The sequence below is a fragment of the Rhodococcus sp. 27YEA15 genome (genome assembly GCF_049739425.1).
GTDB lineage: Bacteria > Actinomycetota > Actinomycetes > Mycobacteriales > Mycobacteriaceae > Rhodococcus_F.
Genome location: NZ_JBMHHW010000001.1, coordinates 4132611 through 4155263, shown reverse-complemented (window position 1 = coordinate 4155263; position 22653 = coordinate 4132611). Strand labels below are relative to the sequence as shown.

Annotated in this window: 20 protein-coding genes; 10 read left to right on the top strand and 10 right to left on the bottom strand. The window is 63.2% G+C overall.

Going from position 1 to position 22653, the window contains the following annotated elements:
* Positions 1 to 84 precede the first annotated feature (84 nt).
* Positions 85 to 1386 (top strand): alpha/beta hydrolase, encoded by a 1302-nt coding sequence (locus ABH922_RS19340; RefSeq protein ID WP_424809729.1) that lies wholly within the window; start codon positions 85 to 87, stop codon positions 1384 to 1386.
* 74 nt (positions 1387 to 1460) lie between these two features.
* A complete protein-coding gene (locus ABH922_RS19335; protein ID WP_424808450.1) occupies positions 1461 to 2690 on the top strand; it encodes an acyl-CoA dehydrogenase family protein in 1230 nt (409 codons plus the stop codon).
* Positions 2691 to 2692: 2 nt separating this feature from the next.
* Here ABH922_RS19335 and ABH922_RS19330 read toward each other — a convergent pair whose 3' ends face one another.
* Positions 2693 to 3502 (bottom strand): alpha/beta fold hydrolase, encoded by an 810-nt coding sequence (locus ABH922_RS19330; RefSeq protein ID WP_424809728.1) that lies wholly within the window; start codon positions 3500 to 3502, stop codon positions 2693 to 2695.
* 54 nt (positions 3503 to 3556) lie between these two features.
* Complete coding sequence (locus tag ABH922_RS19325) at positions 3557 to 4111, bottom strand: hypothetical protein (protein ID WP_424808449.1); 555 nt, start codon at positions 4109 to 4111, stop codon at positions 3557 to 3559.
* Between the two features lie 139 nt (positions 4112 to 4250).
* Here ABH922_RS19325 and ABH922_RS19320 point away from each other — a divergent pair, with 139 nt between their 5' ends.
* The 3 genes from ABH922_RS19320 to ABH922_RS19310 all read left to right on the top strand — a co-directional run bounded on the left by ABH922_RS19320 (position 4251) and on the right by ABH922_RS19310 (position 8653).
* Positions 4251 to 6068 (top strand): penicillin-binding transpeptidase domain-containing protein, encoded by a 1818-nt coding sequence (locus tag ABH922_RS19320; protein WP_424808448.1) that lies wholly within the window; start codon positions 4251 to 4253, stop codon positions 6066 to 6068.
* Between the two features lie 107 nt (positions 6069 to 6175).
* Positions 6176 to 7852, top strand: coding sequence for an NTF2-like N-terminal transpeptidase domain-containing protein (locus ABH922_RS19315; protein ID WP_424808447.1), 1677 nt, complete (start codon positions 6176 to 6178; stop codon positions 7850 to 7852).
* Positions 7853 to 7915: 63 nt separating this feature from the next.
* Entirely contained in the window at positions 7916 to 8653 is a 738-nt protein-coding gene (locus tag ABH922_RS19310; RefSeq protein WP_424808446.1) for a sulfite exporter TauE/SafE family protein, read from the top strand.
* Between the two features lie 3 nt (positions 8654 to 8656).
* Here the strand turns inward: ABH922_RS19310 and ABH922_RS19305 are convergent, their stop codons facing one another.
* Together ABH922_RS19305 and ABH922_RS19300 are read right to left on the bottom strand one after the other, a co-directional pair.
* On the bottom strand, positions 8657 to 10117 hold the full coding sequence (locus ABH922_RS19305; protein WP_424808445.1) for a peptide MFS transporter: 1461 nt from the start codon (positions 10115 to 10117) through the stop codon (positions 8657 to 8659).
* Positions 10118 to 10407: 290 nt separating this feature from the next.
* Positions 10408 to 11457 carry an Lrp/AsnC family transcriptional regulator gene (locus ABH922_RS19300; protein WP_424808444.1) on the bottom strand — a complete coding sequence of 350 codons (1050 nt, stop codon included), beginning with the start codon at positions 11455 to 11457 and terminating at the stop codon, positions 10408 to 10410.
* Positions 11458 to 11555: 98 nt separating this feature from the next.
* On the opposite strand from ABH922_RS19300, the gene ABH922_RS19295 reads away from it, so the two are divergent.
* A complete protein-coding gene (locus ABH922_RS19295) occupies positions 11556 to 13100 on the top strand; it encodes an MFS transporter (protein ID WP_424808443.1) in 1545 nt (514 codons plus the stop codon).
* Positions 13101 to 13132: 32 nt separating this feature from the next.
* The gene (locus ABH922_RS19290; protein ID WP_424808442.1) at positions 13133 to 13558 is read left to right on the top strand and encodes a DUF4267 domain-containing protein; all 426 of its coding nucleotides are present in this window, start codon (positions 13133 to 13135) and stop codon (positions 13556 to 13558) included.
* Between the two features lie 711 nt (positions 13559 to 14269).
* On the opposite strand, the gene ABH922_RS19285 is transcribed toward ABH922_RS19290, so the two are convergent.
* Positions 14270 to 14779, bottom strand: coding sequence for a VOC family protein (locus ABH922_RS19285; RefSeq protein WP_424808441.1), 510 nt, complete (start codon positions 14777 to 14779; stop codon positions 14270 to 14272).
* A 71-nt stretch (positions 14780 to 14850) separates the two neighbouring features.
* Here ABH922_RS19285 and ABH922_RS19280 point away from each other — a divergent pair, with 71 nt between their 5' ends.
* The gene (locus ABH922_RS19280) at positions 14851 to 15639 is read left to right on the top strand and encodes a helix-turn-helix domain-containing protein (protein WP_424808440.1); all 789 of its coding nucleotides are present in this window, start codon (positions 14851 to 14853) and stop codon (positions 15637 to 15639) included.
* Positions 15640 to 16195: 556 nt separating this feature from the next.
* A complete protein-coding gene (locus ABH922_RS19275) occupies positions 16196 to 16351 on the top strand; it encodes a hypothetical protein (protein ID WP_424808439.1) in 156 nt (51 codons plus the stop codon).
* A gap of 46 nt (positions 16352 to 16397) precedes the next feature.
* On the opposite strand, the gene ABH922_RS19270 is transcribed toward ABH922_RS19275, so the two are convergent.
* The 3 genes from ABH922_RS19270 to ABH922_RS19260 form a co-directional block, all read right to left on the bottom strand.
* Entirely contained in the window at positions 16398 to 16772 is a 375-nt protein-coding gene (locus ABH922_RS19270) for a DUF3054 domain-containing protein (protein ID WP_424808438.1), read from the bottom strand.
* Positions 16773 to 16848: 76 nt separating this feature from the next.
* Positions 16849 to 17397, bottom strand: a complete 549-nt coding sequence (locus ABH922_RS19265) for a YceI family protein (RefSeq protein WP_424808437.1) — start codon at positions 17395 to 17397, stop codon at positions 16849 to 16851.
* A gap of 78 nt (positions 17398 to 17475) precedes the next feature.
* Positions 17476 to 19164: a 2-isopropylmalate synthase gene (locus tag ABH922_RS19260; RefSeq protein WP_424809727.1), complete on the bottom strand. Its 1689-nt coding sequence runs from the start codon at positions 19162 to 19164 to the stop codon at positions 17476 to 17478.
* Positions 19165 to 19365: 201 nt separating this feature from the next.
* On the opposite strand from ABH922_RS19260, the gene ABH922_RS19255 reads away from it, so the two are divergent.
* Complete coding sequence (locus ABH922_RS19255) at positions 19366 to 20058, top strand: FadR/GntR family transcriptional regulator (protein ID WP_424808436.1); 693 nt, start codon at positions 19366 to 19368, stop codon at positions 20056 to 20058.
* Here ABH922_RS19255 and ABH922_RS19250 read toward each other — a convergent pair.
* Together ABH922_RS19250 and ABH922_RS19245 are read right to left on the bottom strand one after the other, a co-directional pair.
* Positions 20043 to 21125: a lysylphosphatidylglycerol synthase transmembrane domain-containing protein gene (locus tag ABH922_RS19250; protein ID WP_424808435.1), complete on the bottom strand. Its 1083-nt coding sequence runs from the start codon at positions 21123 to 21125 to the stop codon at positions 20043 to 20045. The two genes, ABH922_RS19255 and ABH922_RS19250, sit on opposite strands and share 16 nt — an antisense overlap.
* A gap of 9 nt (positions 21126 to 21134) precedes the next feature.
* Positions 21135 to 22613, bottom strand: a complete 1479-nt coding sequence (locus ABH922_RS19245; protein ID WP_424809726.1) for an adenylate/guanylate cyclase domain-containing protein — start codon at positions 22611 to 22613, stop codon at positions 21135 to 21137.
* Positions 22614 to 22653 lie beyond the last annotated feature (40 nt).

Sequence of the window (22653 nt, the reverse complement as noted above, 5' to 3'; positions counted from 1 at the left end):
CACACCGGCAAGATCGTGACGAACCCGCCGTCCTGGCTCTAGGCTTTCATCGGCGTGAGGGATGACAGATACGAGAGGCTCGACGTGGACTGGCTCTACCGAATCAGTGTGATTTCCGGCCCGCTGCCGGTTGTCGTGACCGTACTGGGTGTGCTCGGTGGTGTGTGGCTTCTCGGCGCCAGGGCCCGGTGGTTCTCGCGAATTGCCGTTCCGGTGTGCGCTCTGGTCTCGCTGGTCGTCATGATCGCCATCTGGATCACGGTGGAGAAAGTGATCAGGCCCTTCCCTGATCCGGTTGCCATGTCCGTCTACGTATGGATCGGACTGGGGATCTTCTCGCTGCTGCTCCTCGGGCCACGGATCAAGGCAGGTGGCACCGCCGGACGGGCGATTGTCAGTGTCTTAGCGGCCTTGTCGATGATCCTGACCTCGGCTACGCAGATCAATCTGTTCTTCGCCGCCTATCCCACCGTCGGAATCGTGCTCGGTCACGACGATTTCGATCGAGTCGCACTCACGGACGTACCCGGTCCCACCGATCCTGTCGTCACCGGAAATCCGACGGACAGTCTCTGGAAAGCGCCGGAAGGCATGCCGATTCGCGGCCGCGTGACCACGCTCCCGGTGCCTGGCACGATTTCGGGGTTCACCGCGCGGGACGCACAGGTGTACCTGCCGCCGGCGTATTTCACGGATCCACGTCCGTTGCTGCCGGTTCTGGTTCTCATGGCCGGTCAGCCAGGCAAGCCGGAAGATTGGTTGCAGGGTGGAAAACTCACTGCCACCATGGATTCGTTTGCCCGTCAGCATTCCGGTCTGGCTCCGGTCGTCGTCATCGTGGACGGCACCGGATCACAATTGGCGAACCCACTGTGCACTGATTCTCCGGCCGGAAACGTCGGAACGTATCTGGCCAAGGATGTTCCGGCTGCGGTGGCCGGCGCATTCCAGATCGACACGAATCCGAAGGCCTGGACCATCGGCGGGCTGTCGTACGGCGGTACGTGCTCACTCCAGATGGCGACGAACTATCCAGAGGTCTACCCCACCTTTCTCGACCTCTCCGGGCAGCTGGAGCCGACGCTCGGTGATCGGCAACGAACCGTCGACCAGATTTTCGGCGGTAACGAGGCTGCCTTCGTGAAGGTCAACCCGATGGACATACTGGCCACGCGTAAATTCCCCGACTCGGGAGGTGTCTTCGTTGTCGGCTCCGACGACAACGAATTCAAACCAGGCCAGCAGAAGGTGTACGAAGCCGCCAAGGCTGCCGGTATGGACGTCAAGTATCTGGAACTGCCGGGTGGCCACAGCTTCGCCGTGTGGTCTGCGGGAGTGGAACAGGAACTCGGTTGGATCTCGCAGCGGATGGGTTTGATCAGCTGAGGTAGGTCATCGAAGGTGAACGTGTTCTATATTCGGGGAGCACGGCTAGATCCTTCGTCGACTGGAGTGCAAGAATGTACGAATGGTCCGATACCGACCTTATGTTCCGAGATGCGTTGCGTGGGTTCATCGACAAGGAGGTCAAGCCGTACGTCGATGATCTCGAGAGCGGGGCGTTGCCACCGTTCGACATCATCCGAAAACTCTACGCAACTTTCGGTCTGGACGAATTGGCACGCGATTCATTGGAGAAGGCACTGGCTCGCGAGCGCGGCGAGGCGCCGGACGAGGATGGCGAGACGCCGAACGTGTTCAGTGGCGCGGGTAGTTTCGCCGTGGTTCTCAACAGCGAACTGGCCGGGGTCAGTCTGGGACTCGTGGCTTCGCTCGGAGTCAGCCTCGGCTTGGCTGCTGGGACGATTCGCAGTCGCGGCACCCTTGCGCAGAAGGAGCGATGGTTACCGGGTCTGGTCACGTTCGAGACGGTCGGCGCCTGGGCGATCACCGAACCCGATTCCGGTTCCGATGCGTTCGGTGGCATGAAATCCACGGTTCGCCGCGACGGCGACGACTACATCCTCAACGGCAGCAAAACTTTCATCACCAACGGGCCCTACGCCGACGTGATGATCGTCTACGCGAAACTCGACGACGGCGACAGCTCCGTCGACCGGCGGGATCGCCCCGTGCTCGCTTTCATTCTGGACAAGGGCATGGAGGGGCTCACCCAGGGCGCGCCGTTCAAGAAAATGGGCATGAACTCGTCGCCGACTGGTGAGCTGTTCTTCGACAACGTCCGCATTACCAAGGACCGACTGCTCGGCGAGACGGAAGATGCGAAGAAATCTGACGGAAAGTCCAGTGCCCGAGAAAACTTCGTCTCCGAGCGAGTCGGCATCGCGTCACTGTCGTTGGGCATCATCAACGAATGTCACCGACTCAGTGTCGAATACGCAAAGTCGCGGAAACTGTGGGGGCGGGAGATCGGGCATTTCCAGCTGATCCAACTCAAGCTCGCCGAGATGGAAATTGCCCGGATCAACGTGCAGAACATGGTGTTCAATGCGCTCGAACGCAGTGCAGCTGGACAGAAGGTGAGCCTGGCGGAGGCGTCGGCGATGAAACTGTATTCCTCCCGCGCCGCAACCGACGTAGCGATGGAAGCAGTGCAGCTCTTCGGCGGTAACGGCTACACGGCCGAATATCGGGTAGAGCAGTTGGCGCGAGATGCCAAGTCGCTCATGATCTATGCGGGCAGTAACGAAATTCAGGTCACCCACATAGCAAAAGGGCTCCTGGCCTGACGTCAGCTGGTGCCGCTGCGGGAGACGTCGTCGAGGAAGGGGATCAGCGCGGCCAGCACCGGCCCGGAGGCAGCGGCTGCGGTGGCGTGATCGGTGCCCTCGACGACAGTCAGGGAACTGTTCGGAATCAACGCAGCCGCATGCCGCGAGTCGGCGATACGCTGTTTGTCGCGAGAACCGACGAACAGCAAGGTGGGAATCTGCATCGCAGACAGTGCAGCATCGTCGATGCCCGGCTCTACATCGGATCGACGCATGTAGGCGGCGAGGGCGATCGGGTCGTTGCTGCGGAAGGCCAGCGCGGTTTGTGAATCGACCGGCGATCCGCGACGGGCGGCCCAGCCGGCGAGGAAGCCGTCGATGCCCTGCGTCTCGAGGGCGTCGATGCAACCCGGGAAGAACAGTGCGTCGAACGCGCCGGCCATCGGCCTGCTGCTTCCGCCGCCCGCGCTGACCGAACGGACGCGCTCGGGATGTCCGACGGCGAGGGACAGAACTGCTCGAGCTCCGAACGAGTACCCCAGTGCGTGTGCCGGTTCCGACGGGGACTCCGTCTCGAGTACCGCGAGTAGGTCCCCGACCACCAGATCCATTGCGTAAGAATCAGGGTGATGCGGCTTCTCGCTCCGTCCGTGGCCGCGGACATCGACCAAAATCAGCCGGTAGTGATCCTGGAGCGCTTTGACGTATCCGAATCCGCGCCAGATGACATGCGAGAGTGCGGTGCCGTGCACCATCAACAACGGTGGTCCGTCACCGATCACCTGGTACGCAATACGTGTTCCGTCCACCGGGTTCGTCACATTCAGCATCACCGGATCAGTATGCCCGGTGCGGTATTTCCTGTGTGAGCCCCGCCTGCGGAATCAGATGGACGGGCCCTCGGACCGTAGGTCGTCGACCTTGGACATTGCTTCTCGCAATTCGGCGAGCCACTGCTCGCTGTGCTTGCCTGCCAGTCGTACGGTCCACTTGAGTGCGTCCGCCCGTGAACGAGCAACCCCCGCGTCCACGAGGGTGTCGAGGACCTTGCGTTCGGGCTGACGCAACCGTGTCATCACCGGAACGGCGAGATGTGTGAACAGGACCGTCTTTTCGTCGATGCGTACTCCCCACGCGACTTTGCGCCCGTACCGCGCCTCTGCTTCGTCGGCGATGGTCATTCGGGTATCTCGGGTACTTTCCCGGAATCGTGAGATCCGGCCGTCCGCAGCGGCGGCTCCGCCGTCTACCGGGGGTAGTTCGCCGATGACGACGATCTCCTCGCGGTCGACCTGAACATCGGCGTTGCCGGCGAACCAGTCGTCCGGGAGGCGACCGGCGAACCAGTCGGCCGCGTCACTCGCGTCCGGAACCGACGCTTGTTGCCAGCCGCCCGGGCGGCCGAACTTGCGGTCGCGGGGGCTCGAGGGATTCTTCATGTTCTTACTCCTCTGAAAGTGTGGAGCCGGGTTGGCCGTAGATCATTGCACTGATTACATGATTACTCCGATATCGCGCATCGCGCCACCGTCTGGCCGAGTACGCGTGGGGCCATCGCAGCGGTCGGCGGATTCGGGCATGATCGAGAAGATGCGTACGTCACCAGCTCGCGGTCGGTTCGTAAATTCTCCTCGTAGCGTCGCCGTGCTTGCCGTGTCGGTGGTGGCCGCCGCGTCCGTGGTGGCCTGTAGTGCTGGGGTGGACCAGCTGAAATCGGCTGCCGCGGAATTCACTTCGGCGCTTTCGAGCGGCAACGTCGATACGGCTGCGAACCTGACCACCGACCCCGCCGCGGCGTCGGCTGCGATCGCGTCGTTGATCGGCGGACTGGGAAAGGACAAGGGAAAGTTCACCGTGTCGGACGCCAAGGAGTCGGGCGGCGATGCCGGTACGTTCACCCTCGGCGCAACCTGGACGTTCGCCGACGGACAGAACTGGACCTACTCCACGGACGGCAACGCGACCAAGAACGGTGACACCTGGCAGATTCGATGGGACCCGGCCCTTCTCGCTCCGGGCCTGGCGTCGTCCACGACACTGCGCTACACCCCCACCAGCGGTACGCCGGCGCAGGTAGCGGACGCCGCCGGGCAACCGCTCCTGACGCAGCAGGTGGTGACTCTCGTCGATCTCGATCCCGCTGTTGTTCCGGCAGTGGACGTCGATGCCCTCGCCGCACTTGTGGCGCCTGTTGCTCCCACGATCACCGGCGACTCGCTCCGGCAGGACCTGTCCGAAGCAAAGGGGAAGCCCGTCACCGCAATCACTTTGCGCGAGGAAGATCTGAATCCGATCCGTGACCGATTGGCTGCGATCCCCGGCGTCACGCTCGCACCCCAGACACGCCTGCTCACCGTCGACAAATCGTTGTCGTCGCCCCTGTTCAGCGGCCTCACCGAGCTGTGGCAGCAGGGGCAGGACGCGTCGGCGGGGTGGGCCGTGCAGTCGGTGAAAGCAGACGGAAGTGTCGACACCGTGGCCGGTCAGGACGGCACGGCGGCGCCGGACATCGCGACCACTGTGGATCGACCGACGCAGCTCGCAGCGGAGAAGGCGGTGTCCGGGGTCGGTGAGCCGGCGGCCGTCGTAGCGTTGCGCCCGTCGACCGGGGCGATTCTGGCGGTGGCGCAGAACGCCGCCGCCGATGCCCAGGGTCCGATCGCGCTCACAGGCTTGTATCCACCGGGTTCGACGTTCAAGACCGTGACCACCTCGGCGGCGTTGCAGGCCGCAGTAGCCACTCCGGACACGGTTCTGCCGTGCCCTGGAACAGAAAACGTCGAAGGCCGTCAAATCCCCAACGACGACGAGTTCGACCTGGGTTCGGTACCCCTGCACACCGCATTCGCCAAGTCCTGCAACACCACGATGGCCAGACTCGCGGTCGGTTTGCCCGCAGATGCTCTACACGACGCAGCATTGCAATTCGGTCTGGGAATCGATTACGTGACGCCTGGATTGACAACGGTGACGGGCGATGTTCCGGCGGCGGGCACGCCCGCCGAACGTGTCGAATCGGCGATCGGCCAAGGCGCCGTAACCGCCACACCGTTCGGTATGTCCTTGGTGGCCGCCGCCATCGCGAATTCTTCCACCCCGACTCCGATGCTCGTTCAGGGTCGACCGGGAGTGGCCGACCAAACCGTTCCGCCTGTCCCCGCATCGGTGGCTGAACAGTTGCGGATCATGATGCGCGAGACGATCACGGGTGGAACTGCCACCGCACTGAACGATATTTCCGGGCTGCTGGGCAAGACCGGAACCGCCGAAACTGCGGGTGGTCCGGCGCACGGGTGGTTCGTAGGCATTCGGGAAGACGTGGCTTTTGCCGTGTTTGTCGAAGGTGGTGAGAGCTCTGCGCCTGCGGTGCAGGTAGCGGGCGCTTTTCTCCGTTGAAACTCGTCATGGACGGCACTGGCGCAGTATCGTCGTATCTCAACCGTGACACGTTTGTAGGCAAGTCGTGCTTGTGGCTCATGTGACAGGAGTGAAGAGTGGCAGGTATGGGGCCCGTAGTACTGCACAACCGTCGTGGAAAATTCGTCCTGGCGTCGTTAACTGCCGTCGTGCTGACGGTGGGCTTGGCGTCGTGCGTGATCGGCGGCGAGAAGGCAGATGCCTCCTCCGTGGTGCAGGATTTCGTCGATGCACTGAACAACCACGACGTCGACGCCGCCGCCGCCCTCACCTCGTATCCGAACGCGGCACGTACTTCCATCGCGCAGATCTTCGACGGACTGCCGGCCGACTCGGCGAACTTCGGTGTCGCCCAGGTGATGGATCTGGGGTCGGATTCCAGCTACTTCACCCTCGACGCCTCCTGGAATTTCGGTGAAGGCAAGGACTGGAGCTACCAGTCGCAGGGCGAGGTTCGCGACCTGTCCGTGGGGTGGCGAGTTTCGTGGGATCCCAATGCCGTGGTGCCCGGCCTCGGCCGAGGTGCGACCGTGGCTTACACCCGGACCGACGCACCCGCACCCAAGGTCGTAGACAGCTCCGGAACCTTGCTGATGAACGAGCAGACCATCAACAGCATCACCCTCGACCCCGCTACCATGGCCGACCCGGTAGAGACCACCCGTCGTCTTGCCGAGGTGATCGAACCCGTCGCTCCCTTGGTGACCTCGGACACCATGCTTGCCGAGCTCGCCGCCAACCCCGGAAATCAGGTCACCGCGGTTCAGTTGCGTGATCCCGACTACCTGTATCTGCAAGACGACCTCGCCATCCCCGGCGTAGTGGTGGTCAAGACCCCCAAACTGATCGCCTCCGATCGCCGGATCACGTCACCATTGCTCGACCCGCTGCGCACGCGTTGGCAGGACAATCGCGATGCGACGGCGGGTTGGGCAGTCAATCTGATCGATCAGAACGGAGCCCGGATCAGGCAAGCCGGGTTCCAAGGTCCGCCCGGCCCTGATGTCGCGGCAACCCTCGATTCGCGAACTCAACTGGCAGCGATCGAAGCGGTCGTCAGTGCCGGAACCCCGGCCGCCATCGTGGCGATCAGACCGTCCGACGGCGCGATCCTGGCCACCGCGCAGAACAATCAGGCACTCGAACAGGGCCCCATTGCCTTCACCGGCCTACAACCGGCCGGCGGCGCACTGGACCTGGTGCGTCTGGCGAGTTCGATCCAGAACGGTGTCGATCCGGGTGCAGTGAGTCCCCAACAGCTCGCCGACACCGGGCGACAGCTCGGACTCGGTGCAGGTTTGATCATTCCCGGGCTCGAACAGCAGACCGCGGTGCTTGCCTCGGACCGGCCCTCCGCCGATCAAGCAGTCAGCAACGTGATGGCCTCGCGGACCTCGACCGGATCTGACAGCCCGGCCGTGACTCCGTTCGGCATGGCGGTCCTGGCGGCCTCGATCGCGCGCGGTAGCGCAGTGTTGCCGACGATGATCTTCGGGCAACCGGGGACCGCAGGGACATCTGCGCCGGCATTGCCCGCCGATGTCAACGATCGGTTGCGCGAAGCCATGAAGGGAGCAGGCGGTCTGGTCGGCTATCCCGACGTGCAGGCTGTCGGCGCAGCTAGTGGCGACGATCGATGGTTCTTCGGATCACGCGGCGATCTTGCCTTCGCAGTCTTCGTCGCCGACGCCGACGGTGGCGACCGGGCTCAGCAGATGACGGCGAAGTTCCTTCAAGAACTCTCGGCACCTGCGGCCAACTGATGTAGTCAGCGGCGGAGTCCCTGCCGACAGCCTGCCCTACGATTCCCGGTAAGTTGTCGGTTCGTGAGCCTGCTTGATATCGGATTTCTCGTCGTAGCAGGTTTCTTCAGCGGTCTGGTCGGTTTCGTGACCGGTCTCGCGTCCATCGTCTCGTATCCGGCGCTGCTCGCAGTGGGACTGCCGCCGGTCAGCGCCAACATGACCAACACCGTCGCGCTCGTCGCCGTCGGCATCGGCGCGCTGGCCAACTCCTCGCGTGAAGTGGCCGACACCGGACCCAAGCTGGTGCGATGGTCGCTCTATTCGGCAGCCGGTGGCGTCGTCGGTGCGGTGTTGTTGTGGGCAGCGCCCGAAGGCTCCTTCGAGGCCACGGTTCCGGCACTGGTGGCTGTCGCGGCCTTGGCGCTGCTCCTGCAACCGAAGATTCGGAAGCGCTCCGGTGGCGCGGACCGCCCCGGCTTGTACTCGGCGTCCCTGTTCGGCGTCGCCGTGTACGGCGGCTACTTCGGGGCCGGAGCCGGAATCGTCTTCCTGGCCGCCACACTGATACTGACATCCGAAAGCATCTGGCGGGCAACCATCCTCAAGAGCTTCTTCCTCGGTATTGCGAACCTGGTAGCGGCCGGTTTGTTCGCCTTCTCCGGGCAGGTGCACTGGGGTGCGGCGGCATCGATGGCTCTCGGAGCGTTGGCAGGCGGTTGGTGTGGGCCGCTGGTGGTCAAGAAGATCCCGCCCTCACTTCTACGAGTGGCGGTCGCGCTGGCAGGATTCGGCTTGGCGATCTGGCTCGCGGTCAGGTGACGGCTACTGGACGCCGTGCATCAACTTCTTGATCCATGGCGACATCACGGCCAGGATCACGCCGATGGCGATGGACGCGCCACCGATGATCAGGAAGAACGGCCGACTGTCGTCGATGTCGAAGTATCCCGCCAACGTGCCGGACAACGACGACCCGAGAGCGACGGAGAGGAAGAACAGCGCCACCATCTGTGTGTGGAAATGCTCGGGCGCCAGTTTGGTGGCCAGCGACAGTCCGACCGGCGAGAGGAACAGTTCCGCCCAGGTGAAGAGCAGCAGCACCCCGGCCAGCCCGAGAATCGGAGCACTGTTCGGCCCGCCACCCGTTATCGGAATGAACGCGAGAAAGGCCAATCCCATCAGGCCGGTACCCACCGCGAACTTCAACGGTGACGATGGTTGGCGGGGTCCGAGTTTGGTCCACATCGCAGCGAACAATCCCGCGAAGACGATGATGAACACCGGATTGATCGACTGCACCCAGCTGGGTGGGAAATCCCAGCCGAAGAGATTGCGGTTCAACAACTTGTCCGCGATCACGGGAACCGTCGTGAATTGCTGTTGGAACAACGACCAGAATACGGCACTGGCGATGAACATCGGGATGAAGGCAACTACGCGGCTGCGTTCGACCTTGGTTACCTTCGTGCTGGTGAACATCAAGGCGAAATACGTCACCGCGGCAACGATCGTCAGACCGACGACGACATTGGAGAGATTGTCGGCAGTGACCAACCCCGTTACCGTGACGACGGCGATCACCACCACGGCACCCGCCGCGATACCGATGTAGAGCGGCCCCTTCTCGCGGGGAAGGGGATTGCCGGGATGTGTCCCGATACCGTGGAGATGCTTGCGGCCCACGGTGTATTGAAACAGTCCGAGCGCCATTCCGACGGCCGCAACCGCGAATCCGGCATGGAAACCCCACGCCTTCTGAACGGCTCCCGTCAGCAGCGGTCCGGCGAAACCGCCGATGTTGATACCCATGTAGAACAGGGAGAATCCGGCGTCGCGGCGCTCGTCCTTCTCGGCATACAGATCGCCGACCAGGGACGTGGCGTTGGCTTTGAGGCCGCCGCTGCCGAATGCAACCATCACCAAACCGGTTCCGACGCCCCACATTCCAGGCAGAATTGCCAGGGCGATGTGGCCGGTCATGATCAGTGACGCGCTGTAGAACAGGGTGCGCTCGGATCCGAGAAGACGATCCGCTATCCATGCGCCCAGAATGGTGGACAGGTACACCGTTCCGCCGTAGGCGCCGACGATACTGGTCGCAGCGCCTTGGCTGATACCGAGGCCGCCGTCGTTGACGCTGTAGTACAGGTAGTAGATGAGGATGCCCTGCATCCCGTAGAACGAGAATCGTTCCCACATCTCGACGCCGAAGAGATTAGCCAGTGCAAACGGCTGCCCGAAGAAGCGGCGATCTTTCCGGGCATCGGTTTCGGTATCGCTCATCCTGAAAGTGTCCTATTCGAATGGCAGTTTGTCGGCATATCTCGTTTCTGGCCCTCCTGAAAAATTATCCGGTCTACGGATACGAACTCTCCTAACGACTCGCCGAACGTGACCTTCCGGTCTCAGGGGGCGGTCTGGCCGCCCCCGGCCAGACTCGATCGAACCGGATCGGTCGCGTCCGCAGACTGGAACATCACGGCACTTCCCGATTCCGCCGAAATCGTTGGACACGCGGAAGCAGACACCGTGATAGCCGGCAATCTCGCGCCGTAGGTTCCGGACTCCCGGTGTCAGCCGACCGCCGGAGCCGGTGGCGCAAGCCGCAGGCCGTCTCGTAGGGCTCCGGCCTGTTTGACTGTTCTGATGATCGGTGAGACCTCCAACTTGCTCAGCCCTTGGAGAATCCGCACCTTCGTGGTGACGAAATCGTACAAATCTGCCGCAGTTCGACAGATGACCGCTGCCGCGAGACTGTAGCGACCGGTGATGGCAACTACGAAGGGGACTTCACGCTGGCCGGCAAGGAACTGCCCGGCTTCGGCCAGGTGATTCGGGTGGACCGTCAGCCACAGATACGACGTCGATCGATAGCCGAGCAATTCATAGGCGATGTCGATGTCGAAAGCGACTGTGCCACTGGTGGCCAACGCGTCGAGCCGGCGTGAGGTTCGCCCGTACGTGTGCCCGGTAGCGCGGGCAAGGCGAGCAACGCTCGTCCGGCCGTCCACGGCCAGCAGACTGAGCATCGGCATGTCTTCGGCGGTCAACGCACTGGCTGCAGTCGAGGATGCACGGCCGACGATCTCGGCTTCCAGTACTGCGCATTGATCCAGACTCAGGTAGTCGCCGTATGCCTGCCAGTCCGCGCCTTCATCCTTCTTGAACTCGTGAATCCACTCACTGGCATCGACATGGTCGACGAACCGTGTTTTCGGAAGCTTGTTCAGCAGCAACGACTCCCGCTCCTGCAAAGTCCGGCAATGGACGTTGCACACGATCTCCGAGCCGCCGGCGGCAATCGACACCCACGACACATCGGTACGCCGCGCGAGCGTCGCCGAGACCTGCTCGACAACCTGGGCGCTACACCGGAGCCGCAAGGTCCAGTTGGTCTGCAACGCATCACCGGTGTCGACCACCGCGACGATGCGCAGTATCCCTTCCGATTGCAGGCGACGGTATCGGCGAGCGACCGTCTGCTCGGACAACCCGAGTACCGCGGCGAGCAATGCGAACGAAGCTCGACGGTGAATCGACAACGCCTGTATCAACTGCATGTCCACGGCATCGACAATGGCGGTTTTCTCGACGTAGTCGGGATGCATGGAAGAAATACTCATCAGAGTCACTGCAGATGTCAATGCCTGACAACCGCCTCCTAGCATCCTGCGCAGACGACAGTCGAATCGTCGGTACATATGAATCGAGGAGGTCCGACATGCGAAAATGGACACCGTTAGTGGCTGTTGCGCTCGGTACCTTGATGCTGTTGATCGATGTCACGATCATCAACGTCGCGATACCTCACATGGGCCGGAGCCTGGGCGCCGATCTGGCCGACTTGCAGTGGGTGGTCAACGCCTACGCACTGGCATTGGGCGCCGTGCTCCTCGGAGCAGGGGGGCTCGCCGACCGCGTCGGACACGCGAAAATCTACGTATGCGGGCTTGTGGTGTTTGCGCTCGCCTCGCTGGTGTGCGGCATTGCCTCGGATCTCTCGATCCTCGTCGCCGCCCGCGCCGTTCAAGGAATCGGGGGAGCAGCGATGCTGGCGACCGGTATCGCGCTGTTGAGCAGTTCGTACTCGGGGAAGGACCGTGGAATCGCCTTCGGGGTGTGGGGTGCGGTTGCCGGTGCGGCGGGCGGAATCGGCCCGGTCCTCGGAGGATTTCTCACCGAGGAGATTTCGTGGAGATGGGTGTTCATCATAAACATCCCCGTCAGTGTGATCGCGATTGTCCTGTCCTACCGGGTATTCCGGATCAACGGGACGGGTGACCGATCGCGTCGCCTCGACTACCCCGGAACAATCCTGTTCACCGTTGCCGCCGCCGCTGCCACCTTCGGGCTCATCGAGGCAGGAGCGAAAGGCTGGTCGAGCGCGGAGTTCGTCCTGTCCGCGGGGATTGCAGTCCTCGCGCTCGCCGTGTTCGTGGTGGTCGAACTGGTCGTGGCCGACCCTGTGTTCGATCTTCGTCTGTTACGCAACGGATCGTTCACCGGCATCCTCGTCGGCTCGGCACTGCTCAACTTTGCGGCGTTCAGCTATCTGCTCTACAGCGGACTCTGGTTGCAGACCGATCGCGGAATGAGCCCGGTCGCGGCAGGATTGGCAGGTGCGGCGCCGCTGGCGATCGCTGGCTTCGTTGTCAGTGGAGCGATCGGCAGGCACCTGCACGATTCGAATCCGCGCTGGATCATCGGCGGCGGACTGTTGCTGATCTCCATCGGCGCGGCACTGCAAGGAATCCTCAACGCCGACTCGAGTTGGACGCGGCTGATCGCCGGCCTCGTCGTCGCGGGCTGCGGTGTGGGTCTGGCAACGCCGACGCTGGTCTCCGCTGCCATGTCGTCGGTGCCACCTACCCGCGGCGGCATGGCGGCAGGGGCAGTGAACACTGCCAGGCAGCTCGGCTTGGTATTCGGAATCGCTTTGCTCGGCACGGTCTTCCAGGCCCGAGTGAGTCGAGAGTTTGCCGATGCCGGGATCGCCGACGCAAACACGGCCGCACGCGCCGTGGCCGGCGGAGGCGGCAACGAACTGATCGGAGCGGTTCAGAGCGGGGCGCGTGCGGAGTTCGCTAGCGTCGTCCACTCGGCGTTCGCCGCCGGGCTGAACATCACCTTCTACACAGCCGCTCTGGTCGGGATCGTCGGTGCGCTCGTCTCGATCGCCCTCATCCGCGCGTCGGAACACAACGAGAATGTCAACCCCGCAAACGAATCCGAGACCGAAGATGCGCACACGAGCGCGCGGGCCTGACAACCTCCGGCAGACACGACAAGGAGAACGACATGGTTTCACTCGCATCCTCAGATATCAGGTACTCGAGGGCGGCAGTGGTCGCGCTCGCGCTCGCTGCAGTATTCAGCGTTGTGGTCGTCGTATTCGGCTTCATCGCGGTGTTCGCCCCCGACACCATGCTGCCGACCGACGACATCGCCGATTCGTCTGCGAAGTTTTTCGGTGATCTTGTCGCCGTACGCAATATTCCGCTGGGTCTCGCGGCGATATTCGTCATCGTCCGACGAGAACGGGTCAGCCTGACCGCAGTCCTGATTCTGTCTGCGATCGTGCAAGTCGGTGACACCGTCGTCGGGTTGGCTCACGGGGTTGTCTCGATGACGGTATCGGCCGGGGTCGGCGCGATCGTCTATGCCGTCGCCGCGACATACATGGGCCGCCGATCGGCCGCCGGAAGGCTGGGAACGAGTGCGTGACCGATGGCGGCGCTATCACGCCTTTCGTACTGCGGCGGCGATCACCGACTTCACCGGAGCGACGCAGGTTCCCGTCCGGCAGTTGACGAACGCCGAGGCAAATCCACGAGAGGTGGTGAAGCCGCATCGTTTCGCAGCCCGTTCGATCGTCAGACCGGTTACGGACTCGGTGAAACGACGCCGTTGGCGGATATCCGTCGCAACGCCGTCGCAAGGATCAGGCAACCGACAGCCGTCAGTATGCCGTGCGTTGTGCGCACGGCAGGTGGAGCGAAGAACTAAGTGTGGCAGCCCAAGTGCCCGCAACCGTTGCGTCGAAGGAAGTGAGGGCAAGCCCAACGCCGAGCAAGTCGATCCGAGCGTCACGGCTCGCGTAATGAAACCGAGCGAGACGAGCCGAGTGGTGCCGGTGGTGCACGGGCGTTGTCCAATCCCGCCTCGTTCGAACAGGACCGGAACACGGGGTGGGCGGCGAACATCACGGCGGCGACAATGAGCAGTGCAGTGCTCGTCTCGAGCGGTTTGTCATTAATCCTGCTGAGTGCTGTTCCCGTGGAACGAAACCGATTGACGTTGCGAAGATGCGAGGGAATCGGTTGGTCGAGTCCCTCGGGCTGCTCGCTGATGATTGCGATCGTTGCGAGAGCACTACTCATAAGGAGCCGGCCTTCGGTCCACCGAATCAGTCGAGCGCGAGCAGAGGACGATCAATCAGCCCTGTTCGGCCGCCCACTTCGCGACGCGCTCGGCGCTCTCCGCTTCGGAGAGGTCTTCCACCCGGGTCATGATCGACCAGCGCACACCGAACGGGTCACGGATACTTGCGAAGCGGTCGCCCGAAACGAAATTGGTGAGCGGTTCGCGAACTGTCGCCCCTGCATCGACGGCGCGGGTCACCAGCGCGTCGGCGTCGGCGCAGTACAACCCGAGCGAGTAGCAGTCGTCGTCACCACTCGGTGCAGGAACGAGGTGGTAGTCCGGATTGGGTTCCCCGATTTGAAGGCGGCCGTTTCCGAAATCGAGATCGGCGTGGACGACGACGCCGTTCATCTCGGTGGCGTCGACGACGCGGGCGCCGAAGACATCGCGATAGAAATTCACGGCGTCCTTTGCCGAGGCAACGGCGAGGAAAGGTGTCAATGACGTCGACCCGTGCGGAATACCATTCGTGGTGTGGGTTCCGTTGGCGGCGGTCGGAAAGTCGTTCGATGTTTCGGTCATGTATTCGACGCTACGGATAGCAGTTACCCTGGCGCTTGTAAATGTGCGACAGGCCGGAAGGAGATTCGTTCATGGTCGAATCGTTCACCGGTATCCTCTATCCGGAGCGACTGCCGACCTTTCATCGGCTACCCGCGCCGGAGCTGGTCGCCGATCTGGTCCGGTGGTTCTGGATCCCCGAGTGGGACATTCAGCCTGGATGCACGTCACGCCAGCACGTGATGTCGTTTCCGACATCGAACCTCGTCGTCACCGACAGCGGCGTCGAATTCGCCGGGCCTACCACGCGCAGCACGCACCGTGATCTCACCGGCAAGGGCTGGGCGGTCGGAGCGTTGTTGCAGCCGGCGGCCATTGCGCACTTCACCGACGTTCCGAGCGAACTGTGCGATACCGTTGTGCCGCTGGATCTTCCGGATCTGCACGGCTCGATTGCCGCAGCGATGGGCGGAACGAGGCCACACGCGCGTCGAGCGCGTGCAGTCGAGGTGTTCGTCGACTGGTTCGTCGGCCGCAACATCGCGATCACCGCGGACGGACTCTTGGCGAACACCATGGCGGAACTCATCGGAACCGAGCGAGACGTCATCAGACTCGGCGACGTGGCGGCGCGGCTCACTGTCTCGCCGCGAACCTTGCAGCGGCTCGCTCGGAAGTACGTGGGATTGACTCCGACGTCACTCATCAGGCGCCGACGGCTGCAGGAGGCGGCCGACACGGCACGTGCCGATCCGGCAACCGACCTCGCGACCATTGCCGCTGAATTCGGCTATACCGACCAAGCTCACCTGGCGAAGGATTTTCAGCGGTACCTGGGTTCGAGCCCGAGCGACTATCGGCGCGCCGTCGACGGCAACTGACGCCGGGGGCGATTCGCCTATCAGAGTTTCCGGTCGGCACTTCCTGCCCAGATCGGCGAATCGGCGATCTTGCGAAACCGCGGCGAGCTACCGACTTCGGAAATCTTGATCATCAACCAGGTCCAGAGCTTCACGGTCGCCCCCAGCGTAGTTCGTCGTCGACGGTTCGAACCCAGGATACCGACCTCCGGTCTGCATGAGGTTCGCGCCGGTCTTACCAGGGGAGACGTATGAGACGGACAGTCACGGAACCCGACACGGTGGGGCGGTCTCGCGGGCGTCGTAGACGAGAGGAGTCGAGGGTGTGAAGTGCGTGCGGCACGTAATCCTGCACGAGGATCGGTGTTCTGGCCGCGGAGTGGTGTTTCACCGACCCGGGACACCTCGGTCGCTCGTTCCGAGTCGATTCGGGTGCAGCCCAAAGAAGTTTCGAGAGAGCGTGAGCAGGGACTTCAGCCAGATTCGAGTTGATTGTCGTAGTTACCCGGCGCATTCGATCACAATGATCCGGACGCGACCCAGGAATGCCTCACCAGACCGGGCCCACTCAACGGGCGTGACCGAAATTCGACAAGGTAGGTACCGGCGACGGCCCGCGCTGGGTTTTGTCAGCGCTGAGGTCATCGACCTCGTGGACAGTCGCGAGAACGGCACTGCCTTCGGTGGTGACGCGACGCCGGTCGTCGTGAACGGTCAACTCGACTGGAAGTGACGGCAAACGGCGGTCCCGCTTGTCTCGAGAGGTGCTGTGTACGTCGTCAACGTGCAAGAACCTTGTTCAGGAGGGGAGCGAGCGCGCGCCATCCGAGTAGAAGGACCGCCAAAACCGTCGTCGCGACGACGATGAAGCTGAATTGGGTGCCCTGACCGCTGATCACGCGCAGGACCATGCCGATCGCGACGGTGGACAGCCAGGCGATGATGCCGGTGGGGAGAATCAGCTCCGGGACGAACTTGTCGCGGTAGAGCGCGTATGTCGCCGCCCATCCGAGGAGCAGCCCGGCGAGGAAGGGCCAGGCGGTTTTCAGCAGCCCGGCCACTGCATTCGCCTCGTCGTGGGTTCGGCGTCCGATCGCGCAGAAGACGATCACGAGGACGGCGTCGATCAACAAGGGGAGTGCGTACTTCTTCACGCGACCACAATACGACTGTGCGCCTTTTTGGTAGTGACCACTACCAAAAAGGCGCACAGGGCGCGAAGCCTCTTCCCTAAGCCTGCAAGCCGGCTTCGATCTCGAGGGTGATCGTGATCTTGTCGCCGACAACAGCTCCGCCGCCTTCGAGGGGCATTTCGATGGAGATGTCGAAGTCCTTGCGGTTGATGACGGTGGTGGCCTCGAAACCGGCAACCGGGCCGTGACCCATTCCGGGGTTGACGCCGTTGAACTCGAGGTTCAGTTCGACCTCGCGGGTGACGCCGTGCAAGGTGAAATCGCCGGCGAGGACGAAGTCGCTGCCCTTTGCGCGCACTGCCGTGGACTTGAAGGTGGCCTTCGGAAACTTTTCCACGTCGAAGAAGTCGGCAGACTTGATGTGCCCGTCACGCTGCTCGTTGCGCGTGTTGATGGAGGCCACGGAGATCTCGGCCTCGACGGACGGCGTTCCGTCCTCGGCGACGGTGACGGTTCCGGAGAACTCGTCGAAGGTTCCGCGAACCTTGGAGACCACGAGGTGGCGTACGGAGAAGCCGACGGTCGAGTGAACAGCGTCGATGACCCAGGTTCCGGCGGTCAGTGCAGGCAAGGTGGTGGTGGTCATGATGTCCCCTTTAAAAGTAGTTGAAGGTTCAAGCTCTTCTTCTCTCAACTATGAGCCCGAAGGAATACTTCCGCAACATCAGGTGTCCTGCATCACATTTGCTCGAACTGTCGAGAACACCGCGTGCAGAGCCGACGCGGTCACGGACTGGTGCACCGCAACGCCCCACCGACTCTCGCCGTTCACAACGCATTCGGTGATGCTCACCGCCGAGCCCGCATTCGCCGACGCATCGGCGGCAACAGGTAAAGCGTGTTGGGTCAGTGAGAGGACCTCGATGCTCGTGCCGAACGTGCTCAGAATCTCGGTCAGAGCGTCCACTGGGCCGGCGGCATTCGCCTGGGCGACGGCCTCTCGGCCGTCCTGATCCAACACGACAAGCAGATGGTCACCGGCTTCGGTGTGTTCCACCGCGTATCGGCGTATTCCCCCTTGGTATCCGTACTCGCGCAGCAACAGGTTCCACAACTGATCGGCGGTCATCTCCGAGCCGGAGTCGTCGGTCTCGAGTTGCACACGCGATGCGAAGTCGATCTGTAGTCGACGCGGCAGTTCGACGCCGTACTCGGACTGCAGCAGGTACGCGATCCCGCCCTTGCCGGATTGGCTGTTGACGCGGATGACGGCCTGGTAGTCGCGGCCGACGTCGGCCGGGTCGATCGGCAGGTACGGCACCTCCCACGGGGCGTGCAACGGGTCGACGCCGGCCGCCGCCGCGCGTTCGTAGTGGTGGGCGAACCCCTTCTTGATCGCATCCTGATGAGTGCCGGAGAAAGCGGTGTACACCAGGTCGCCGCCGTAGGGGTGTCGCTCGTGGATGGGAATTCTGTTGCAGTACTCGACAGTTCGACGTATTCGGTCGATGTCGGAAAAGTCGATCATCGGATCGATGCCCTGCGCATGCAGATTCAGTCCGAGTGTCACCAGATCGACGTTGCCGGTGCGCTCACCGTTTCCGAACAGACAGCCTTCGACGCGTTGCGCCCCGGCCAGTACCGCGAGTTCGGCGCAGGCCACACCGGTGCCGCGGTCGTTGTGGGGATGGACCGACAAGATCACCGACTCGCGACGTGTCAGGTGGTGATGCATGTACTCGATCTGGTCGGCGTAGATGTTGGGTGTCGCGATTTCGACTGTGGCGGGCAGGTTGTGGATCACCGGACGATCTGTACTGGCGTCCCATAGTTCGGTGAGGCTGTTGCACACCTGCAGGATGTAATCGGGTTCGGTCAGGTTGAACACCTCGGGGGAAAATTCGAAACGCCATCCGTCCTGGCCTTCGCCGCCGCGCGCGACGTCTTCGGCGGCACGGAAAATCATGGCGTGCAAATCTTCTCGTTCCTTTCCCAGTACGACGTTGCGCCACGTCGGGGCTGTCGCGGTGTACATGTGCACCACCGCGCGGGGCAAACCCTCGATGGATTGGTAGGTGCGTTCGATCAGATCCGTTCGGGCGGCGGTGAATACGACGATCGTGACGTCGTCCGGCACCAGATTCAAGCGCACCAGGTCGCGTACGAAGTCGAAATCGGTCTGACTGGCCGACGGGTAGCCCACCTCGATCTCCTTGTAGCCGATCGAGACCATCAGTTCGAACATGCGACGTTTGCGGGCCGGGTCCATCGGTTCGGCGAGCGCCTGATTGCCGTCGCGTAGATCCACCGGAACCCACAACGGTGCTTCGGTGGTACGGGCGGCGGGCCAGGTGCGTTCGACGTCCGGGATGTCGACGCGATCCCACGCGGCGCGGTATCGACCGGACGGCATGGGGGAGGGTTTCTGGTTGTTCCAGGTGGTGCTCACGGGTGGCTCCTGCTGGTCGAGGTGAACGATCGACCGGCACGGCGAAACCCCGCGGCGGGGTGCCGGTCTGTCAGGCCCCGCCGCGGCGGTCGAGAAGAAGTCCGCTGATGCGCATGCGGGCTACACTAGAGCGAAATCACTTATCAGACAACCTGAGGAGTTTTTGTGCCACCGACAGTCCAGCGACGCCCGCTCACCGACCAGGCCGCGGAACTGCTGCGCGCCCGCATCGTAAGTGGTGAATGGGAAGTCGGCTCGAAACTGCCAGGTGAGACCACTCTCGCTGCCGAATTGGGGATCGGCCGATCCACGATCCGGGAAGCCGTACGCACTCTCGCCGGGCTCGGAATGCTCGAATCGCGTCAAGGCGCGGGAGTGTTCCTGCGCAGCATCACCCCGCCGGACCAGTGGCCGCGAGTGCTCGAAGCCGAGGCGATCCTGCACGTCGTGGAAGTGCGCAACGCCGTCGAACTCGAAGCCGCCCGACTGGCTGCCCTACGCCGCGACGCATCCGATATCGACGCACTGCGACGCGCTCTCGACGGGCGCTCCGCCGCCGCCCATGCCGGCGACGCCGCCTTCGTCGACGCAGACATCGCAGTCCACCGCGCCGTGGTTCTCGCCGCGCACAATCCGGTGCTCTCCGAGCTGTTCGAGACGTTCGTGCCGCGTCTACGCGCGGCGCTACTCGAGCTGATCGGTGTACTCGACCTTCGCTCGGAGCAGCAGCCGGACGCCGACGAGCACCGCCAGCTGGTGGATGCGATCGAAGCGGGTGACGCGGATGCGGCAGTGCGGATCAGCCGAGCGCATCTCGACGGTCTGGCGGACGCACTACTGGCTCAGTTGCCGGGTTGATCCCGGCTCTCGTACGCGAGATTCAGCTCCGGATCCTCGTGATGGGTGGCGCGGAAGGAGATCAGGAAGACGAGCCACCCGGCCAGTGCCACGAGGACGAGGCTGACTATCCGATAGACGAATACGGCAGCGGCGGCCTGTGCCGCCGAGGAGCCGGCGACCGTCAGTGCCACCGCCAGGACGGGTTCCACGGCGCCGAGACCGCCCGGCAGCAGCGGAATACTACCGACAGCTTTGGCTGCGGTGAACGCGATGAGCAGCCCGGCGAACGAAGGATCGGAGCCGACTGCCCAGCACGCGAAACCTAGACACAGCAAGTCTGCGACGCGGTGCGTCACCGAGAACCCGAAAGCGGCTGCGGTGTCGGTGTTCCCGAGCTGAACCGAGTCGAGTTGGCCGAGAATCTGCGACCAGCGCCGCATCCCGCGACCCGTCTCGTTCTTGCGGAAACGGTTGTACCAGGCGAGGATCCGATGCCCGATCCGCTCGAGGCTGCCCGGATTGCGTGCGATGTACCGAAGGCCGATGAACAGTACGATCATTCCGGCAATCGAGATGGTCATCGTCACCGGACTCACCTTGGAGCCGAACGCCACCGCCCCGGTAGCGCCGAGCAGAGCGAGCGTGACCGATGCGATCACCCCGCACATCGCCAGCTGCCACGACGCCACCACCGGCGTCGCTCCCCACTTGCGGGTCTGCTTGTAGGTGAACGCGGTGGAGAACACCTGACCGGCGGGCAAGGTCAACGCCATCGCCGTGCTGGCGTAGATCACCGACACATTCTTCCAATGCCCGGCTATCACGTTGGCGGCTCGGAGCAGTCGCTGCTGCACTGCCGAATACGCGCTCAGCGATACCGCCTGCGCAGCCACACACGCCGCAACCCAGCCCCAATGGATTTCCGTCAACGCCTGCCAGTACTCGCTCAGGAGCGGCCACATGATCGTGCCCTCGACTGCGAGCAGGGCGACCAGCGCGACACCGAGCACCCATTTCAGCCACCGGAAGCGCCCGCTTCGCCGGCCGGGTTCGGCCGGGGGTGGGGTAGTTCCAGGCTGAGCCATCGACTCACCCTAACCAATGAGTTCCGGATCCACCTCCGGATACTTGTCCGGCCAGGCCAGATGGGTCAGCCGCCGTCGACCCCGCAATTGCACCTGCTCGCCCAGTTCCCACTCGGCCTGCTCGTCCTCGTCGGCGAAATACAGTGCGCTCGTCGAGGCGAGCACTCGGCTCGGGCGAAGTTTCGCCAGTTCGGTCAACCGCGATGCCTCGTTCACCGGATCGCCGATCACCGTGTACTCGAAGCGCTCCGCAGCGCCGATGTTTCCGGCGACTGCGAGCCCAGCGCTGACCCCGATGCCGATATCGAGCCCGGTGATCTCGGCCAACTTGAACCGGAGCTCACGAGCGGCGGCCAGCGCTGCCGTCGGCGCATCGGGTCGATCCAGGGGAGCGCCGAAAATCGCGAGCGCCGCATCACCCATGAACTTGTTCACGAAACCGTTGTGACGATCGACCACGTCGACGACCACCCGGAAGAACTCGTTGAGCAACTCGACCACCTCACCTGGTGGACGTTCCGCCGCCGCCCCGGTCGAGCCCACCATGTCCACGAACATGACCGCGACGAAGCGGGTCTCCCCGCCCAACTCGGTGCCGAACTTCAACGCGCGACGCGCCACATCTTCACCGACATGCTGGCCGAACAACTCACGGAGCAGTCGACGCTCGTCGGACTCGCGCATCATTCGGTTGAACCCGACCTGCAGTCGACCGATCTCACTACCGTCGAACACTTCGACACGCACGTCGGTCGCCCCTCGCTGGACGCGCTCGATGGCGCGTCGAAGCTGACGGATCGGGTCGGATATCTGGGAGGCGTTGAGCATGGTGAGCGCAAACGCCTGCACGATCGCCATGATCGAGATCAACAGGATCGCCCACGCGAGGGAGTCGGGGGAGAACTCCATGTCCGTGGTCAGCTGCGTCGAGCAGAGCAGGATGATGCCGGCAACGGGCATCAGGGTACCCAGACCCCACGTCATCGCCAGCCGGGTGCCGACGCCGGGCGCCAGTGTGCGATCGAACTCGCCCTCGCTCAGTGCCTGCGCGGCCACCGGCCGCAGGATTCGTTCCCCCAGCATGTAGGTGAAACCGAAAGTAGTGGTCGCGGCCATGCACACGGTCACGATCACGGCGACGGCCAGACCTGGCATCTCCTTGGCGGTGAGTAAAACGAAGATGATTCCACCGAGGATCCAGAGCACCAGATGAACGATGGCCTGCCGTAGCGGAGCGTGGAGGGCGGACATCTGCTCCGACCTGGTGGGTGGGCCACCCCGCAGACGCCAACGGATGACCGATCTCAGCATCACCGCCGCTGCCGTCAGGCTCACCGCTCCGGCAAATGCCAGGTACACGCCGAAGACGGCAAAATTGCGAACCCGGTCTTGCACGATCGAGGCGGATTCGTGAATGGGAATGCCGTACCTGATGAACGCGAAGACCAGAACGGCACCGATCAGATTCGCGCCGAGCATCGACACCATGTAGAGAGGCCACCGGCTGCGGATGGTCACCGATATCGCT

Excerpts from the sequence above, each read along its gene's own strand:
- ABH922_RS19320 (WP_424808448.1), top strand. The coding sequence starts at position 4,251 with ATGATCGAGAAGATGCGTACGTCACCAGCTCGCGGTCGGTTCGTAAAT.
- ABH922_RS19280 (WP_424808440.1), top strand. The coding sequence starts at position 14,851 with ATGGTCGAATCGTTCACCGGTATCCTCTATCCGGAGCGACTGCCGACC.
- ABH922_RS19305 (WP_424808445.1), bottom strand. The coding sequence starts at position 10,117 with ATGAGCGATACCGAAACCGATGCCCGGAAAGATCGCCGCTTCTTCGGG.
- ABH922_RS19315 (WP_424808447.1), top strand. The coding sequence starts at position 6,176 with ATGGGGCCCGTAGTACTGCACAACCGTCGTGGAAAATTCGTCCTGGCG.
- ABH922_RS19265 (WP_424808437.1), bottom strand. The coding sequence starts at position 17,397 with ATGACCACCACCACCTTGCCTGCACTGACCGCCGGAACCTGGGTCATC.
- ABH922_RS19285 (WP_424808441.1), bottom strand. The coding sequence starts at position 14,779 with ATGACCGAAACATCGAACGACTTTCCGACCGCCGCCAACGGAACCCAC.
- ABH922_RS19290 (WP_424808442.1), top strand. The coding sequence starts at position 13,133 with ATGGTTTCACTCGCATCCTCAGATATCAGGTACTCGAGGGCGGCAGTG.
- ABH922_RS19335 (WP_424808450.1), top strand. The coding sequence starts at position 1,461 with ATGTACGAATGGTCCGATACCGACCTTATGTTCCGAGATGCGTTGCGT.
- ABH922_RS19250 (WP_424808435.1), bottom strand. The coding sequence starts at position 21,125 with ATGGCTCAGCCTGGAACTACCCCACCCCCGGCCGAACCCGGCCGGCGA.
- ABH922_RS19330 (WP_424809728.1), bottom strand. The coding sequence starts at position 3,502 with ATGCTGAATGTGACGAACCCGGTGGACGGAACACGTATTGCGTACCAG.
- ABH922_RS19300 (WP_424808444.1), bottom strand. The coding sequence starts at position 11,457 with ATGAGTATTTCTTCCATGCATCCCGACTACGTCGAGAAAACCGCCATT.
- ABH922_RS19325 (WP_424808449.1), bottom strand. The coding sequence starts at position 4,111 with ATGAAGAATCCCTCGAGCCCCCGCGACCGCAAGTTCGGCCGCCCGGGC.
- ABH922_RS19245 (WP_424809726.1), bottom strand. The coding sequence starts at position 22,613 with ATGGTGTCGATGCTCGGCGCGAATCTGATCGGTGCCGTTCTGGTCTTC.
- ABH922_RS19295 (WP_424808443.1), top strand. The coding sequence starts at position 11,556 with ATGCGAAAATGGACACCGTTAGTGGCTGTTGCGCTCGGTACCTTGATG.
- ABH922_RS19260 (WP_424809727.1), bottom strand. The coding sequence starts at position 19,164 with ATGCCGTCCGGTCGATACCGCGCCGCGTGGGATCGCGTCGACATCCCG.